We start from the raw sequence: 17,026 nt of genomic DNA, 5'->3' as shown, positions 1-17,026 counted from the left end.
GAATCAACGCGGACGGGTCTCAGCCAGACGCAACCGGCGACTGAGTTTGTCCAGAATGCTGTTCACAAACTTGTGCCCTTCAGTACCACCAAAACGCTTGGCCATTTCAATGCCCTCGTTGATGACCACTTTGTAGGGCACGTCAATGCGATGCTTCAGCTCATAGGTTCCGAGGCGGACGATCGCCAGTTCAACCGGGTCGACCTCCCTGAGGGGACGATCCAGAAACGGCTCCAGCAGTTTGTCGAGCTCCGCCTGCTCGCGGTGAACGCCACGCAGAAGATCCCGAAAATACATGATATCGACCTTGCTCATGTCGTTGTCGACCATGAACTCGGCTTCGATATCAGAAATCGGCGTTTTGCTGAAGTGCCGCTGATACAAACCCTGCATGGCCAGCGCCCGTGCCCGGCGGCGATCGCCTGCCTTGGGCTGGCCGGTTTTCCCCGGCTGGGGAGAAGTGTCACCCGCTTCGCTCATTACTCACCCAACTTTTTGAACAGACTGACCATTTCCAGGGCAGTAATGGCGGCTTCCGCGCCCTTGTTGCCGGCCTTGGTGCCGGAGCGTTCGATGGCCTGCTCAATGGAATCTACGGTCAATACGCCGAAGGTAACCGGGACATCGGTTTCCAGGCTGACAGCGCCCAGGCCGCTGGAGGCTTCACCTGCGACGTATTCAAAGTGCGGAGTACCACCGCGAATCACGGCGCCCAGCGCGATGATGGCATCGTAGTCCGAGGTTTCGGCAACACGCTTGACCGCCAACGGCATTTCATAGGCACCCGGCACGCGGATGATGGCAATGTCATCATTGGAAATACCATGACGACGCAAGGTATCCACTGCGCCTTCCACCAGGCTTTCCACAACAAAGCCGTTAAACCGGCCAACCACCAGCGCATAGCGGCCACTGCACTGGGTAAAATCACCTTCAATTACTTTGATATCTGCCATCTCGGGCTCCTTCGCGGGTCATCGTTTTTTGGGCGATGACCGGGTTTATCATTCGGGGGCGTAAGGTACGTATTCCACCACTTCCAGGTCGAAACCGGAGATGGCGGAGAATTTAACCGGCGGACTGAGCAGGCGCATTTTACCTACGCCAAGATCCCGGAGAATCTGGGAACCGGTACCGACGGTGAAATACACGCCGGAACTGCCCTTGCCTGAGGATCCCTGCCCTTTGTCAAAGAACTCCTGAATCCGGTCTTCCAGGTTGTAGCTGTCTTCAGCACTGTTAAGCAGCACCACCACGCCTTTGCCTTCTTCCGCAACCTTCTCCAGTGCGTGATGCAGCGGCCAGCTCCGGGAATCTTTACGTCGTGCGCCCAACAGGTCGCGTAGGGTATCGGTAATGTGCACACGCACAAACACCGGCTCATCTGGCTGGATATCGCCCATTACCATAGCCAGATGGGTAGCACCCTGGATATTGTCCCGGTAGGTGTGCAGCTTGAACACGCCGTACTCGGTATCCAGTTCGTTCTGCTCCACACACTCAACCGTGCGCTCGTTCATGGTGCGGTAATGAATCAGGTCTGCGATGGTCCCGATCTTCAGATCGTGCTCTTCTGCGAACTTTTCAAGATCCGGGCGCCGGGCCATGGAGCCGTCATCATTCATGATTTCACAGATCACGCCGGCCGGCTCACAGCCGGCCAGGGCCGCCAGATCGCAGGACGCTTCGGTGTGACCGGCACGACTGAGAACGCCACCAGGATCGGACATCAGCGGGAAAATATGCCCCGGCTGAACCAGGTCAGAAGCCTTGGCATCCCGGGCAACCGCTGCCTGCACGGTACGAGCTCGGTCCGCTGCGGAAATGCCCGTGGTAACACCCTCCCGCGCCTCGATAGACAGGGTGAACTTGGTTCCGAAGCCGGAGGCATTCTGCTGCACCATCAACGGCAGGCCCAGCTGTTCGCACCGATCACGGGTCATCGGCATGCAGATGAGCCCACGGCCAAAACGGGCCATGAAGTTGATGGCCTCCGCCGTGCAGTGTTCGGCGGCCATCACCAGATCGCCCTCATTCTCGCGATCCTCATCATCCATCAGGATGACCATCTTGCCCTGGCGAATGTCTTCAATGATTTCTTCAATGCTGTTCAGTGCCATACGGTTCTGCACCCTTTCACCCCTCCCGACAGTCTAGCCGGTTCACGGGGAATGGATTGAATGATTAGTGGCGAGCCAGGATCAGACGCTGATCCTCACCCACCTGACGACGATCCAGCACCTTCCATTGTACTTTGTCGGCCATGGTCTCCAGCGGCAGATGCGCTGTCGGCCTGCCGGTACTGCCCAGGAAAACCGGTGCCTGGTAGAGCCAGAGTTCGTCCACCAGGTTTTCGCCAATGAACGTACCTGCCAGCGTGGGGCCGGCCTCAACCAGCAATTCGTTAATGCCAAGTTCGCCCAGCGCATCCAGCAACTCGGCGACATCAACACCGTTATCTTTCCAGGCAACCCCGGTAAGGCTGACACCCAGTGCAGCCAGATCCTGAGCCGGGCCTGAGGCCAGCGCAGAACTGGCGCAAAATACCTGCACATTGCCACCCTGAAGAATCCTGGCGGTGGCGGGCGTACGGGCATCCCGGTCGGCGATCACCCGCAACGGCTGCCGGGACGGATCCGTGGCATCACCGATGTCGCCCATCTCGTCCCGCCGAACGGTCAACGAAGGGTCATCCGCCAGCACAGTCCCTACCCCGGTGAGGATAGCGTCGCTGATCGCCCGCAAACGCTGCACATCCGCGCGCGCTTCCGGGCCGGTTATCCACTGGCTTTCACCACTGGCCATGGCGGTCCGGCCATCGAGACTCGCCGCCATTTTCAGGCGCACCCAGGGCCGGCCCGTATTCATACGTTTCATAAAGCCAGGATTCAGACGCGCAGCCTCATCGGCCATCACGCCCTCGGTCACCCGTATGCCAGCCTCCCTGAGCATATCCAGACCCCGACCAGACACAGACGGGTTCGGGTCTTTGGTGGCAGCAAACACATGGGCCACACCGGCATCAATCAGTGCTCGTGCACAGGGCGGCGTGCGCCCGTAGTGGCTGCATGGCTCCAGAGTAACGTAGGCAGTGGCACCTCGAGCCTCATGGCCAGCCTGGCTCAAAGCACGCACTTCTGCATGGGCTTCACCGGCACGCTCGTGCCAGCCCTCGCCCACAATGAGATCGCCTTTGGCAATAACACAACCAACACGGGGATTGGGATGAGTGGAATAGCGACCGCGCCAGGCCAGTTGAACGGCCCGGGCCATCATTGCCCGATCACGGTCTGAAATCATGCCTTGCCTTTATCTGTACCGTTATCCACCAGTGCCCTGGCAACATCCACCGCGGTATCGCCATTGCCCTGGGACAGGCGCTCGATCTCTTCCTTGAATTCGTTGATGTCCTGGAAACTGCGGTAGACCGACGCAAAACGCACGTAGGCCACTTTGTCCAGCTGGCGCAGCTCAGTCATCACTTCCTCACCCAACTGCATCGACTTAACCTCGCGCTCACCGGTGGAGCGAAGACGGTACTTGATACGGTTCAGGGCGGCATCGATTTCCTCAATGCTGACCGGACGTTTTTCCAGAGCTTTCATGATGCCGGCTCGCAGCTTTTCTTCATCAAAAGGCTGCCGGGTACCATCCTGCTTCACGACCCGGGGCATCACCAGCTCAGCGGTTTCAAAGGTGGTAAAACGCTCACGGCAGGACAGACACTCCCTGCGGCGGCGAACCTGGTCACCCTCGGCCACCAGGCGCGAATCAATCACCTTGGTATCGGCTTCACCACAGAAAGGACAATGCATAAATCACCTGCTCCGGAAAGAAAGAACCCGGGCACTCACCGGAGCGCCCGGGCTGACCTGTCTATGCCTGTTAGCCGTAGACCGGGAACCGTGCGCAGACAGCTTCCACCTGCTCCCGTACACGGCTGTTAACCGCTTCGTCTTCAAGGTTATCGAGAATGTCACACATCCAGCCGGCCAGATCCCGACACTCGGCTTCCTTGAAGCCGCGTGTGGTCACCGCCGGAGTACCGATGCGCAGACCAGAGGTCACGAACGGTGAACGAGGATCGTTCGGCACGGCGTTCTTGTTCACGGTAATGTGCGCTTTGCCCAGTGCGGCATCCGCATCTTTACCGGTAATGTCCTGTTTGATCAGGCTCACCAGGAACAGGTGGTTCTTGGTACCACCGGAAACCACGTCAAAGCCGCGCTCGATGAACACCTCAGCCATCGCCGCAGCGTTCTTCACAACCTGCTGCTGGTAGGCCTTGAACTCGTCGCTCATGGCTTCCTTGAAGCACACGGCCTTGGCCGCAATCACGTGCATCAGAGGGCCGCCCTGACCGCCCGGAAACACAGCAGAGTTCAGCTTCTTCTGCAGGTCTTCGTCGTCACAGGCCAGAATCAGGCCACCACGGGGGCCGCGCAGGGTTTTGTGCGTGGTGGTCGCAACCACGTGGGCGTGAGGTACCGGGTCCGGGTATACGCCGGCGGCGACCAGACCGGCCACGTGGGCCATGTCAACAAACAGATACGCGCCCACCTTGTCGGCGATGGCACGGAAACGGGCAAAGTCCAGCTCCTGCGAGTAAGCAGAGAAGCCGGCGATGATCATTTTCGGCTTATGCTCGACAGCCAGGGCTTCCACTTCGTCGTAATCGATCAGACCGGTCTCCGGGTTCAGGCCATACTGAACTGCGTGGTAGATCTTGCCGGAGAAGTTCACGCTGGCACCGTGGGTCAGGTGGCCACCGTGAGCAAGACTCATACCCAGAACGGTATCACCGGGCTTGAGCAGCGCCATGAATACCGCAGAGTTGGCCTGGGAACCGGAATGCGGCTGCACGTTGGCGTAGGCCGCACCAAACAACTCCTTGGCGCGGGCAATGGCCAGATCCTCAGCGATGTCCACAAACTCGCAGCCACCGTAGTAACGCTTGCCGGGGTAACCTTCAGCGTACTTGTTGGTCAGCACACTGCCCTGGGCTTCCATCACGCGCGGGCTGGTGTAGTTTTCAGACGCGATCAGTTCGATGTGTGCTTCCTGGCGTTTCTCTTCCGCCTGCATAGCGTTCCAAAGTTCGTCATCGAAACCGGCGATTTTCATATCACGAGTAAACATGGATGTGCTGCCCCTGTCTGTATGGCTGGCCCGGCGATGCCTCTTTGCAAGCCGGAACCCCTGAAAAATTGGGCCGCTATTCTATCTTGAAAGCGGGTTAAAAATCATCCTTTATGCCGTCCGCAGATACCGGCACACCGGAGGCTGTCAATTGCTATCGCGGAACGCTTTAGATACCTTACCCGGTTATTGTTCTCAGGTACCGACGTCCGTGGTATCGGCCTTCGGGGTGAGCGATCCGGGATACGCTGTAAATACGTCCCTGTACGCTCGACAAAATCATCCCTGATTTTGACGATCCCGGATCGCTCACCCCGAAGTCCTCGATCAGTCGCCTGACGTGCTTTCATTTTTCAAGCTACTGTTTGATAAAAGGAATATGCCAAAATGGCTCAATACGTATACACCATGAACCGCGTGGGCAAGGTGGTACCGCCCAAGCGGGAAATTCTGAAAGACATCTCTCTGAGCTTCTTCCCGGGCGCCAAAATCGGCGTACTTGGTCTGAACGGCGCCGGTAAATCCACCCTGCTGCGTATTATGGCGGGTGTGGACCAGGATTACATCGGTGAGGCCCGGCCACAGCCCGGCATCAATGTGGGCTACCTGCCGCAGGAGCCGGAGCTGGACGAGGAAAAGACCGTAAAGGAAATCGTTGACGAGTCCGTCTCGCACGTACACAACGCTCTGGCGGAGCTGGACAAGGTTTACGCCGCCTACGCCGAGCCGGATGCGGACTTTGACGAGCTGGCCAAGAAACAGGGCGAACTGGAAGCCATTATCCAGGCTACCGATGGCCACGACATAGAGCGCAAGATGGAAGTGGCGGCAGACGCCCTGCGACTGCCGGCCTGGGACCAGAAGGTCAAAGTGCTGTCCGGTGGCGAGCGCCGCCGTGTGGCCCTGTGCCGCCTGCTGCTGTCCGGCCCTGACATGCTCCTGCTGGACGAGCCTACCAACCACCTGGATGCCGAATCCGTGGCCTGGCTGGAGCGCTTCCTGCACGATTACGACGGCACCGTTGTCGCCATCACTCACGACCGTTACTTCCTGGACAACGTCGCCGGCTGGATCCTGGAACTGGACCGTGGCCACGGCATTCCGTTCGAGGGCAACTACAGTCAGTGGCTGGAGAACAAAGAGAAGCGCCTGGAGATGGAGGCCAAGCAGGAGGCCGCTCACCAGAAAGCCATCAAGCACGAGCTGGAATGGGTACGCACCAACGCCAAGGGTCGCCAGTCCAAGAGCAAGGCGCGCCTGGCCCGCTTCGAGGAGATGAGCTCCCAGGAATTCCAGAAGCGCAACGAAACCAACGAACTGTATATCCCGCCCGGACCTCGCCTTGGCGACAAGGTGATCGAGGTGGACGGCATCAGCAAGGCCTTTGGCGACCGCCTGCTGTACGAAAATGTCTCGTTCCACGTTCCACCGGGTGCGATTGTTGGCATCATCGGTGGTAACGGCGCGGGGAAATCCACGCTGTTCAAGATGATCGCAGGCATGGACAAGCCGGACTCTGGCACCATCACCGTTGGTGAAACCGTGGAACTGGCCTACGTGGATCAGATGCGCGATCTCGACGGCAGCAAGACTGTGTGGGAAGAGCTTTCCGACGGCCAGGACATCATCAAGGTCGGTAACTACGAGACCCCGTCCCGGGCCTACGTGGGCCGCTTCAACTTCAAGGGCACTGACCAGCAAAAACGGGTGGGCGACCTGTCCGGCGGTGAGCGCAACCGCCTGCACCTGGCCAAGCTGCTGAAACAGGGTGGCAACGTGCTGCTGCTGGACGAACCCACCAACGACCTTGACGTGGAAACCCTGCGCGCTCTGGAAGAAGCCCTGCTGAACTTCCCGGGCTCCGCCCTGGTGATCTCGCACGACCGCTGGTTCCTGGACCGGGTAGCGACCCACATCCTGGCGTTCGAAGACGACGGCGAAGTAGTCTACTTCGAAGGCAACTTCACTGATTACGACGCCGACTTCAAGAAGCGCAAAGGCGACTCCGCCATGCAGCCCAAGCGTATGAAGTACAAGAAACTGGCGTAACCGATGACCGGGCCGGCCTTCGCGCCGGCCCCCTTGCCCTCCCCGATCTGCCCGACACGGAACGATGCTCATGGCCAAAGCCAAAACCGCCTTTGTATGCACCGAGTGTGGTGCTGACTATTCCAAGTGGCAGGGCCAATGTACCGCCTGCCAGGCCTGGAACACCATCAGCGAAGTACGCGGCGTCTCAGGCCCCGGCAAAGGTGCTCGCAGCGCCCGTTTTGAGGGTTATGCCGGCAGCTTGTCGGAGGTAAAAAGCCTGGACGAAGTCAGTCTGGCAGAACAGGCACGCATCAGCACCGGCATGCAGGAATTCGACCGTGTCCTGGGTGGCGGCCTGGTGGAAGGGTCAGCCGTGTTGATGGGAGGCCACCCCGGCGCCGGTAAAAGCACCCTGCTACTGCAGGCGGTTTGCCAGCTGGCCGAGAAGCACTCAGCGCTGTACGTCACCGGTGAGGAATCCCTGCAACAGGTGGCCATGCGCGCCAAGCGCCTGGGTCTGCCCACCAAAGACCTGAAAATGCTCTCGGAAACCTCCGTTGAGCGGCTTATGCAGGTGGCGGAAGCGGAGAAACCCCGCATTCTGGTAATCGATAGTATCCAGGTCATGCATGTGGCGGACATTGAATCAGCCCCAGGCTCGGTATCCCAGGTGCGGGAAAGCGCCGCCTTTCTGACCCGCTTTGCCAAGCAAACCGGCACCATCCTCTTGCTGGTGGGGCACGTCACCAAAGATGGCAGCCTGGCGGGGCCGAAGGTGCTCGAACACATGATTGACTGCTCGATCCTGCTGGAGGGCTCCAGCGACAGCCGCTACCGAACCCTGCGCGGCATCAAGAATCGCTTTGGCGCGGTTAATGAGCTGGGCGTGTTCGCCATGCTGGAACAAGGTCTGAAGGAAGTAAAAAACCCCAGCGCCATCTTCCTGAATCGAGGAGAGGAAGCGGCGCCGGGCAGCGTGGTGATGGTCGTCTGGGAAGGCACTCGGCCGATGCTGGTGGAGATTCAGGCCCTCGTGGACATGGCCCAGGGGAGCTACCCGAGACGGGTAGCGGTAGGGACTGACCAGAACCGCTTAGCGATGCTTCTGGCCGTGCTGCACCGCCATGGCGGCATGCATGTGGCCGATCAGGATGTGTTTGTGAATGTGGTGGCCGGTGTGAAGGTCAACGAAACCAGTGCGGATCTTGCTTTGCTGTCAGCTGTGGTTTCGTCATTCCGGAACCGGGCGCTGCCGCAGGACCTGGTTATTTTTGGCGAAGTTGGCTTGTCTGGGGAGATCCGGCCGGTACCAAGCGGCCAGGAGCGTATCTACGAGGCGGCCAAGCACGGTTTTACCCGGGCTTTGGTGCCCAAGGCCAACGTTCCGCGTAAGCCTGTCGATGGCATGAAGGTGATTCCGGTGACCAAGCTTTCGGATGCCCTTTCGGCTCTTGAGGAACTTTGAGCCAGGCCCCTAGCCTGCAAAATCCGGTGCAAGGCGCGCGGCAGAGGGACACCGGCAACTTTCGGAGTAATCCCCAACGACGACCTCAGTCAATCAGATGCGCAAACTCTCTCTCCAAAAGCGCCTGATCCCCGAGATTCAGCTCCACCAAACGCTTCAGGTGCGTTGCACTGTCCAGATCAACGTACTGGCAGCGAAATCCCAGCCGATGATCCTCCACATGCTTCAACTCCACCGCCATCACAATCGCAGCTTCATGCTCATTCAGGTGAATCACCACCTCACAGGGCTTATTCAACGGAACCTTCCAGCCTTCTGGCCGCTGAACAAGAACGCCCTTCAGGGAAATATCCAACACCTCCGTTGACCACACCTGATCCTGACAATGCAGCTCACAGGGGGCATCGAAACTGATTCGGTGAAACCGGCGTTTTTCTGAGGTTTTAGCAGACAAGGGAATGCTCCGGATCAAAAGTCATTACTTTCTATGACTATAGACCGGGCACAAAAGGGAGTACAGCAAAGAACCTCCAGCAACCACAGCGAGAGAAGCCACCGTCCGAAAACGCTGCATCCATTCTAGAGAGGATACTTCCAGAGGGTTGATTAGCGGGCTGGTGGAACGGCCTCCGAAAAATGTCGGAGGCCATGGATGGCCGGAGAGAAGCACACAGGGAAGTGCTCGTAGCGGTTTTTCGGAGGCCGTTCCACCAGCCCGCAAGCACCAAGCTCGCAGGCTACAAATGACGGCAATCTCCTAGTTTAGCTTCACTGGTGATACTGCCCACTAAGCTCAACAACCGCCTCAATAAACGCCCCGGCATGCTCCGGATCCACATCCGGCGTAATCCCATGCCCAAGGTTGAACACATGCCCGGAACCGGAGCCATAGCGCTTGAGGATATCGGCCACCTCCTGACGAATCCGCGCCTTCGGCGCATACAGCATGGCCGGGTCCATGTTGCCCTGCAGGGCCACCTTGTCCCCCACGCGGGCACGGGCGTTACCGATGTCCGTCGTCCAGTCCAGCCCCACAGCATCGGCGCCACAATCAGCGATAGACTCCAGCCACTGACCACCGTTTTTGGTGAAAACAATCACCGGCACACGGCGACCTTCGCTCTCTCGAATCAGACCATCAACAATCTTCTTCATGTAGCGCAGGGAAAACTCTTCATAGGCCCAGCTGCTCAACACACCACCCCAGGTATCGAAAATCTGCACCGCCTGGGCACCGGCCTTGATCTGGCCATTCAGGTAGTCGATCACCGAATCCGCCAGGTGATCCAGCAAACGGTGCATCACCTCCGGCTGGCCATACATCAGCTTTTTGGCTTCGGAGAAGGTCTTGGAGGAGCCACCTTCAATCATGTAGGTGGCCAGCGTCCACGGGCTGCCAGAGAAGCCGATCAACGGCACACGGCCATTCAGCTCCCGGCGAATGGTGGACACCGCATTCATCACGTAGTCCAGGTCAGACTCGGCATTCATCCTGGGCAGTGCATCCACATCTGCTTCCGAACGAATGACCTTACGGAATTTCGGGCCTTCGCCAGTTTCGAAATAGAGCCCCAGCCCTAGAGCATCGGGAATGGTCAGAATGTCAGAAAACAGGATGGCGGCATCCAGGGGGTAACGCTCCAGCGGCTGCAGGGTAACCTCACAGGCCAGCGGGGTGTTTTTGCACAGACTGAGGAAGTCGCCGGCCTTGGCCCGGGTTGCGCGGTATTCCGGCAGGTAGCGGCCTGCCTGGCGCATCATCCACACCGGGGTGCGGTCTACAGGCTGGCGCATCAGGGCACGCAGGAAGCGATCGTTCTTCAGCTCGGTCATAGAGTTTCCCGTTCTCGTCGGTAAAAATTGGTCAGAGACAATGGGGAGCAATGATACCCCGTTTGTACGAATAAAAAAGGGCGGCTTACCCTTAGCAAGCCGCCCTTTCTGACTCTGGTCAATCCAGCGTTAAACGTCCAGGTAGTCCAGGATGCCTTCGGCTGCCTGACGTCCTTCCCAGATTGCGGTAACCACCAGATCCGAGCCACGCACCATGTCGCCACCAGCGAAAATCTTGGCATTGCTGGTCTGGAACGGAAACTCGGCTTCTTCTGCCGCAGTCACCCGACCGGAGTCGTCCGTGTTCACGCCCAGCTCTTCAAACCAGGGTGCCGGGCTCGGGCGGAAGCCGAACGCTACCAGCACGGCATCAGCCGGAATCACTTCCTCACTGCCCGGAACCACTTCCGGACGACGACGGCCGTTTTCGTCCGGCTCACCCAGCTCCGTGGTGACTACCTTTACACCCTCAACGCGGTCTTCACCGATGATGGCGATGGGCTGACGGTTGAACAGGAACTTGACGCCCTCCTCTTTCGCGTTGGCCACTTCCCGACGGGAGCCAGGCATGTTGGCCTCATCGCGGCGATAGGCACAGGTCACACTCTCGGCCTGCTGGCGAATGGAAGTCCGGTTACAGTCCATAGCGGTGTCACCACCACCCAGCACCACAACACGCTTGCCTTTCATATCGATGAAGTCAGATTCCTTTTTCTCGAAACCCAGGCGACGGTTAACATTCGAAATCAGGAACGGCAAGGCGTCATAGACACCCGGCAGCTCCTCACCGGGGAACCCACCTTTCATGTAGGTGTAGGTACCCATGCCCATAAAGACGGCATCGAACTCTTCCAGGATCTTGTTCAGCTGAACGTCTTTGCCTACTTCGGTGCTCAGGCGGAACTCCACGCCCATTTCCTCGAACACCTTGCGGCGGCGGGACATGACGGATTTTTCCAGCTTGAATTCGGGAATGCCAAAGGTCAGCAGGCCACCGATCTCCGGGTAACGGTCGAACACCACCGGCTTGACACCGTTGCGTACCAGAACATCGGCACAGCCAAGACCTGCGGGGCCGGCGCCAATTACAGCTACCTTTTTATCGGTCCAGGTAACGCTGGACGTATCCGGCTTCCAGCCGAGAGCAAACGCGGTGTCGGTAATGTACTTCTCGACAGAACCGATGGTAACCGCGCCGTAGCCGTCATTCAGGGTGCAGGCACCTTCACACAGGCGATCCTGCGGGCACACACGACCACAGACTTCCGGCAGGGAGTTGGTCTGGTGGCACAGCTCCACCGCCTTCATGATGTTGCCCTCCGACACCAGCTTCAGCCAGTTCGGAATATAGTTGTGTACCGGGCACTTCCATTCACAGTACGGGTTACCACACGCCAGACAGCGATGGGACTGGGACGCCGCATGGGTTTCGCTGAACGGGTGATAGATTTCCCCGAATTCCTTTTTGCGCTTCTTGGCAGGCACCTTCTTCGGGTCTACCCGCCCTACTTCCACAAACTGAAAGTCATTGTTGAGACGTTCTTTCATGTTGCCACTCTCATCAGCTCGATTTCGACGGGGCCGCACCGGAGTGCGGCCCATCAACCTTGTTGGACCTGCCCGTTATTCCGGACGGGCACGGGTGCTTGCCAGCAGGCTGCGAAGGTTCGCGGCCTTGGGCTTGACCAGCCAGAAACGGCCGATGTAATCGTCGAAATCTTCAAGTAGGTGCTCTGCCCAGGCACTTCCGGTTTCAGAGATGTGCTCCCGGATCACGCCACGCAGGTGGTTCCGGTAGGCTTCCATGTCTTCACGGGAAATACGCTGGATCTCAACCAGTTCATGGTTGTATTTGTCCACAAAGGTGTTGTCCAGGTCCAGCACATAGGCGAACCCGCCGGTCATGCCGGCACCGAAGTTGTAGCCGGTGGATCCCAGCACGGTGACCAGGCCACCGGTCATGTATTCGCAGCAGTGATCGCCAGCGCCTTCAACCACAGCATGGGCGCCGGAGTTACGAACTGCGAAGCGCTCACCAGCGGTACCCGCAGCAAACAGCTTGCCACCGGTGGCGCCGTACAGACAGGTGTTGCCGACAATGGAGGTGTCCTGGGTTTTGAAATCGCTCCCACGGGGCGGCTTGACCACCAGCTTGCCGCCGGTCATGCCTTTACCCACGTAGTCGTTGGCGTCGCCTTCCAGAATCAGGTTCAGGCCGCCGACGTTCCAGACACCGAAACTCTGGCCAGCGGTGCCGGTCAGGTCCAGAGTGATGGGCGCATCGGTCATGCCCTGGTTGCCGTAACGGGCGGCAATCTCGCCGGACAGGCGTGCACCAATGGAACGGTCACAGTTGGTCACCCGGTAACTCCAGGCACCGCCGGACTTCTCGGCTATGGCGGCAGCGGTGTCCTGCACCATCTGCTCCGCCAGCTTACCTTCATCGAAGGGCTTGTTGCGCTCAATCTGACAGGTGTGCGGCTTGTCAGCCGGAATGTGGTCGTTCTGCAGCAGACGGGTCAGATCCAGCTTCTTCTGGCGCTCGGTATTACCCGGCAGACGCTCCAGCAGGTCAACACGGCCGACCAATTCTTCCAGAGAACGCACACCCAGCTTCGCCAGCCACTCACGAGTTTCCTCCGCCACAAAGCGGAAGAAGTTCATGGCCATTTCCACGGTGCCCTTGAAGTGCTCTTCGCGCAGATAGTCGTTCTGTGTCGCGACACCGGTCGCACAGTTATTCAGGTGGCAGATCCGCAGGTATTTACAACCCAACGCCACCATCGGAGTGGTACCGAAGCCAAAGCTCTCCGCGCCCAGAATCGCGGCTTTCACCACGTCCAGACCAGTCTTGATGCCGCCGTCGGTCTGCAGGCGAATCTTGCCCCGCAGATCGTTCGCGCGCAGCGCCTGCTGGGTTTCCGTCAGGCCCAGCTCCCAGGGGGAGCCGGCGTAGCGGATTGAGGTCAGCGGACTGGCTGCGGTACCACCGTCATAGCCAGAGACCGTAATCAGGTCGGCATAGGCCTTGGCAACGCCCGCAGCAATCGTGCCCACACCTGGCTCCGATACCAACTTGACGGAGACCAGCGCCTCCGGGTTCACCTGCTTAAGGTCGAAGATCAGCTGCGCCAAGTCTTCAATGGAGTAGATGTCGTGGTGCGGCGGTGGTGAAATCAGAGTGACGCCCGGCACCGAGTAACGCAGGCGGGCGATCAGGTCATTCACCTTACCACCCGGCAACTGGCCACCTTCGCCCGGCTTGGCACCCTGAGCCACCTTGATCTGCATGACGTCAGCGCTACGCAGGTACTCAGCGGTCACACCGAAACGACCGGAAGCCACCTGTTTGATCTTGGAACGCTTGTTGGTGCCATGACGGGCCGGGTCTTCGCCGCCCTCACCGGAGTTGGAACGACCACCCAGCGTGTTCATGGCCACGGCCAGAGCCTCGTGCGCCTCCGGCGACAGGGCACCCAGAGACATCGCCGCAGAGTCAAAGCGCGGAAAAATGTTCTCCACTGGCTCAACGTCGCTCAGGTCAATTGACTGGATGCCTTCACGGAACACCAGCAGGTCGCGCAGGGTGGCTACCGGGCGCTCATTGACAAGACCGGCATATTCCTTGTAGGTGCCATAGTCGCCACTGATCACGGCATCCTGCAGCTTGCCCACCACATCCGGGTTGAAGGCATGGTATTCCTGGCCGTGCACGTACTTGAGCAGACCACCCTGGGAAATCGGCTTACGGGGCTTCCAGGCAACGGCGGCCAACTGCTCCTGATCCTGCTGGAAATCGAAGAAGTCGGCGCCCTGAATCCGGCTCGGCACGCCTTTGAAGCACAGGTCTACCACATTGTCGGCAAGACCAATGGCTTCAAACAGTTGCGCACCGCGATAGGAGGTAATGGTGGAGATACCCATCTTCGACAGGATCTTCAGCAAGCCTTTGTTGATGCCCTTGCGGTAATTGTTCTTGGCTTCGATCGGATCCATCAGCATTTCGCCGGTGCGAATCAGATCATTCAGGATCTGGTACGCCAGATACGGGTAGACCGCCGTGGCACCAAACCCGAACAGCACCGCAAAGTGGTGAGGGTCCCGGGCCCAGCCGGTCTCAACGATGATGTTGGAATCACAGCGCAGACCTTTCGCCACCAGGTGATGGTGCACAGCACCGGTGGCCATCAGGGCATTGATGGGGAGATCGCCCTGAGCCAGGTCCTTATCGCTGAGAATCAGCAGCACCTTGCCATCACGGACGACCTTTTCAGCTTCGTCGCATACTCGACGAACCGCCTGTTCCAGGCCCTCTTCCGGCCGATAGCTCAGGGCAATTTTTGCCACCTCAAATCCCGGGCGATCGTTATTGCTGATCTTCAGGAATTTGGCCGGCGACAGCACCGGCGTGGTCAGGATAATCCGGTTAGCGTGCTCCGGAGACTCCTCGAAAACGTTCTGCTCTGCACCCAGACAGGTCTCCAGAGACATGACGATGGTCTCACGGAGCGGGTCAATGGGCGGGTTGGTGACCTGCGCAAACTTCTGACGGAAGTAATCCGCAACATGGCGCACCTTGCTGGACAGGACCGCCATCGGGGTATCGTCACCCATGGAACCGACCGCTTCCTGGGCGCTCTCAGCCAACGGACGCAAGACCTGATCCCGTTCTTCAAACGAGATATTGAACATCTTCTGATGAACCAGAAGCTCATCGGATTCCATCAGCTTGAATTCCGGGGTCGCCTGATTCAGCGTGGTCTCGACTCGCAGTGCATTGTCCTTGAGCCAGCGCTTGTACGGCTGGGCTTTTTTGAGCCGCTGATCGATATCCCCGGTATGCAGGACCTCGCCGGATTCGGTATCGATGGCGAGCATCTGACCCGGACCAACACGCCCCTTGGCGACCACATCGTCCGGTGAGTAGCTGTAGGTACCCACTTCCGAGGCCAGGGTGATGAAATCGTCCTTGGTAATCACCCAGCGCGCGGGGCGCAGACCGTTACGGTCCAGCATACACAGCGCATAACGGCCATCTGACATCACGAGGCCAGCAGGGCCATCCCAGGGCTCCATGTGCATGGAGTTGTATTCGTAGAAGGCCCGCAGTTCAGAATCCATGGTATCGACATTCTGCCAGGCCGGCGGAATCATCATTCGCACCGCCCGGAACAGGTCAACACCTCCCGCCAGTAGTACTTCCAGCATGTTGTCCATGCTTGAGGAGTCCGACCCTGTCAGGTTAACCAGCGGCTGCAGGGTCTGCAGATCCGGCAGATCCGGTGAGCTGAACTTGGCCGCGCGGGCGATTGCCCAGTTACGGTTGCCATCGATGGTATTTATCTCACCATTATGGGCCAGAAACCGGAACGGCTGCGCGAGCGGCCAACGCGGCATGGTGTTGGTTGAGAAGCGCTGGTGGAAAACACAGATGGCCGTTTGCAGATCCGGATCACCAAGATCCTTGTAGAAGTTGGCCAGATCCGCGGGCATCATCAGGCCTTTATAGGCCAACGTCTTGTGGGAAAGACTGCAGATATAGAATTCCGGGTCTTCCGCCATATCCCGCTCGGCGTGACGGCGCCCGACGAACAGACTGATCGCAAATTCTTTTTCTTCCTTGCCGCCGGGCTCTACAAATACCTGTTCGATGCGAGGCAGACAATCCAGAGCCATGGGGCCAAGGCAACTGTCATCGACGGGCACTTCCCGCCAACCCATTATCTCAAGGCCTTGCTCCGTCAGCCTTTTTTCAATAGCTGATCGGCCAGCAGAAGCTTTTGCGTCGTCCTTAGCCAAAAAAACCTGGCCAACCGCAAACAAGTCGCCAGGTTTTTTGCCGAAGGCTGCCTGGGCAGCTTTATAGAGGAAGGCCTTGGGGCTCTGAATAAGCAGACCACAACCATCACCGGTCTTGCCATCGGCAGCAATGCCGCCCCGGTGGGTCATGCAGGTCAGAGATTCAATGGCTGTCTGCAACAGCTTATGGCTCGCTTCGCCCTTCATGTGGGCAATCAGGCCAAAACCGCAGTTGTCCCTGAACTCATCAGGATGATACAAGCCTGTTGTCATAAGCTTTCTCTCGCGTGTAAATGCTTCCCGCCAGCGACACTCTTGCACCAAAAAAGTGCAAAAAATACGCTGACACCAAAAAAAAGGGGGAAGGGATTTTACACACGTGAAACTACGTATACAATTTTTTTCGTAGTCTGGGGCCAAAAACGCACCGGAATGGTGCGAAAATCAATAATCCTCGTAGGGTCGAACCCAAGGATTCGAGATCCTCAGCACGTCGGGCAGACTAGCCGCCGCCGCCCCGGCCTCTTCTCGGCTAGAGTATTGGCCATAAACCAGCATAAACCAAGGTAAGCCCTGGCGCTCACCCTTGGTGTAGCTCAAATTCGCATCCTCGGGCGCTCGACGCAGTACATTCAACACCGTTTGTTCCTGATTGCCTGCAACAAGCTGCAGCGTCCAACCCTTACGCTGACGCAACTGCTCAAGCGCCACAAACTTAACGGGATTGTCTGGCACAAACTCTGGCTCTGGCTCTGGCTC

General features: G+C 58.5%; 13 protein-coding genes. 2 read left to right on the top strand and 11 right to left on the bottom strand.

Annotated elements, in window-relative coordinates; all coding sequences use genetic code 11:
* Positions 1-3 precede the first annotated feature (3 nt).
* From nusB to glyA, 6 genes are all read right to left on the bottom strand, one after another.
* Entirely contained in the window at positions 4-480 is a 477-nt protein-coding gene (nusB, locus tag Q669_RS10675; protein ID WP_022992197.1) for a transcription antitermination factor NusB, read from the bottom strand.
* Complete coding sequence (ribE, locus tag Q669_RS10670) at positions 480-956, bottom strand: 6,7-dimethyl-8-ribityllumazine synthase (RefSeq protein WP_011784363.1); 477 nt, start codon at positions 954-956, stop codon at positions 480-482. Before ribE ends, nusB begins: the two co-directional genes overlap by 1 nt.
* 48 nt (positions 957-1,004) lie before the next feature.
* On the bottom strand, positions 1,005-2,120 hold the full coding sequence (gene ribBA / locus Q669_RS10665; RefSeq protein ID WP_022992196.1) for a bifunctional 3,4-dihydroxy-2-butanone-4-phosphate synthase/GTP cyclohydrolase II: 1,116 nt from the start codon (positions 2,118-2,120) through the stop codon (positions 1,005-1,007).
* A gap of 64 nt (positions 2,121-2,184) precedes the next feature.
* Positions 2,185-3,300 carry a bifunctional diaminohydroxyphosphoribosylaminopyrimidine deaminase/5-amino-6-(5-phosphoribosylamino)uracil reductase RibD gene (gene ribD, locus Q669_RS10660; protein ID WP_022992195.1) on the bottom strand — a complete coding sequence of 372 codons (1,116 nt, stop codon included), beginning with the start codon at positions 3,298-3,300 and terminating at the stop codon, positions 2,185-2,187.
* Positions 3,297-3,815, bottom strand: a complete 519-nt coding sequence (gene nrdR / locus Q669_RS10655; protein ID WP_011784360.1) for a transcriptional regulator NrdR — start codon at positions 3,813-3,815, stop codon at positions 3,297-3,299. The genes ribD and nrdR overlap by 4 nt, the downstream gene beginning before the upstream one ends.
* 70 nt (positions 3,816-3,885) lie before the next feature.
* The gene (gene glyA, locus Q669_RS10650) at positions 3,886-5,139 is read right to left on the bottom strand and encodes a serine hydroxymethyltransferase (RefSeq protein ID WP_022992194.1); all 1,254 of its coding nucleotides are present in this window, start codon (positions 5,137-5,139) and stop codon (positions 3,886-3,888) included.
* A 387-nt stretch (positions 5,140-5,526) separates the two neighbouring features.
* Between glyA and ettA the strand changes: the two genes are divergently transcribed.
* Complete coding sequence (gene ettA, locus Q669_RS10645; RefSeq protein WP_011784358.1) at positions 5,527-7,188, top strand: energy-dependent translational throttle protein EttA; 1,662 nt, start codon at positions 5,527-5,529, stop codon at positions 7,186-7,188.
* A gap of 70 nt (positions 7,189-7,258) precedes the next feature.
* Positions 7,259-8,635 carry a DNA repair protein RadA gene (radA, locus tag Q669_RS10640; RefSeq protein ID WP_011784357.1) on the top strand — a complete coding sequence of 459 codons (1,377 nt, stop codon included), beginning with the start codon at positions 7,259-7,261 and terminating at the stop codon, positions 8,633-8,635.
* Between the two features lie 85 nt (positions 8,636-8,720).
* On the opposite strand, the gene Q669_RS10635 is transcribed toward radA, so the two are convergent.
* From Q669_RS10635 to Q669_RS10615, 5 genes are all read right to left on the bottom strand, one after another.
* Entirely contained in the window at positions 8,721-9,089 is a 369-nt protein-coding gene (locus Q669_RS10635) for a PilZ domain-containing protein (RefSeq protein WP_022992193.1), read from the bottom strand.
* A 314-nt stretch (positions 9,090-9,403) separates the two neighbouring features.
* On the bottom strand, positions 9,404-10,468 hold the full coding sequence (gene hemE, locus Q669_RS10630; RefSeq protein WP_022992192.1) for a uroporphyrinogen decarboxylase: 1,065 nt from the start codon (positions 10,466-10,468) through the stop codon (positions 9,404-9,406).
* A gap of 129 nt (positions 10,469-10,597) precedes the next feature.
* Positions 10,598-12,016 (bottom strand): FAD-dependent oxidoreductase, encoded by a 1,419-nt coding sequence (locus Q669_RS10625; protein WP_036149488.1) that lies wholly within the window; start codon positions 12,014-12,016, stop codon positions 10,598-10,600.
* Between the two features lie 75 nt (positions 12,017-12,091).
* Positions 12,092-16,540: a glutamate synthase large subunit gene (gene gltB, locus Q669_RS10620; protein WP_022992190.1), complete on the bottom strand. Its 4,449-nt coding sequence runs from the start codon at positions 16,538-16,540 to the stop codon at positions 12,092-12,094.
* 171 nt (positions 16,541-16,711) lie between these two features.
* The coding region (locus Q669_RS10615; RefSeq protein WP_022992189.1) for an SPOR domain-containing protein at positions 16,712-17,026 on the bottom strand (315 nt) is incomplete at its 5' end.

It is taken from the genome of Marinobacter sp. C1S70 (assembly GCF_000475355.1).
Lineage (GTDB): Bacteria > Pseudomonadota > Gammaproteobacteria > Pseudomonadales > Oleiphilaceae > Marinobacter > Marinobacter nauticus.
Note: the sequence above shows the minus strand (reverse complement) of the source record. Positions and strands in the feature narration are given on the sequence as shown.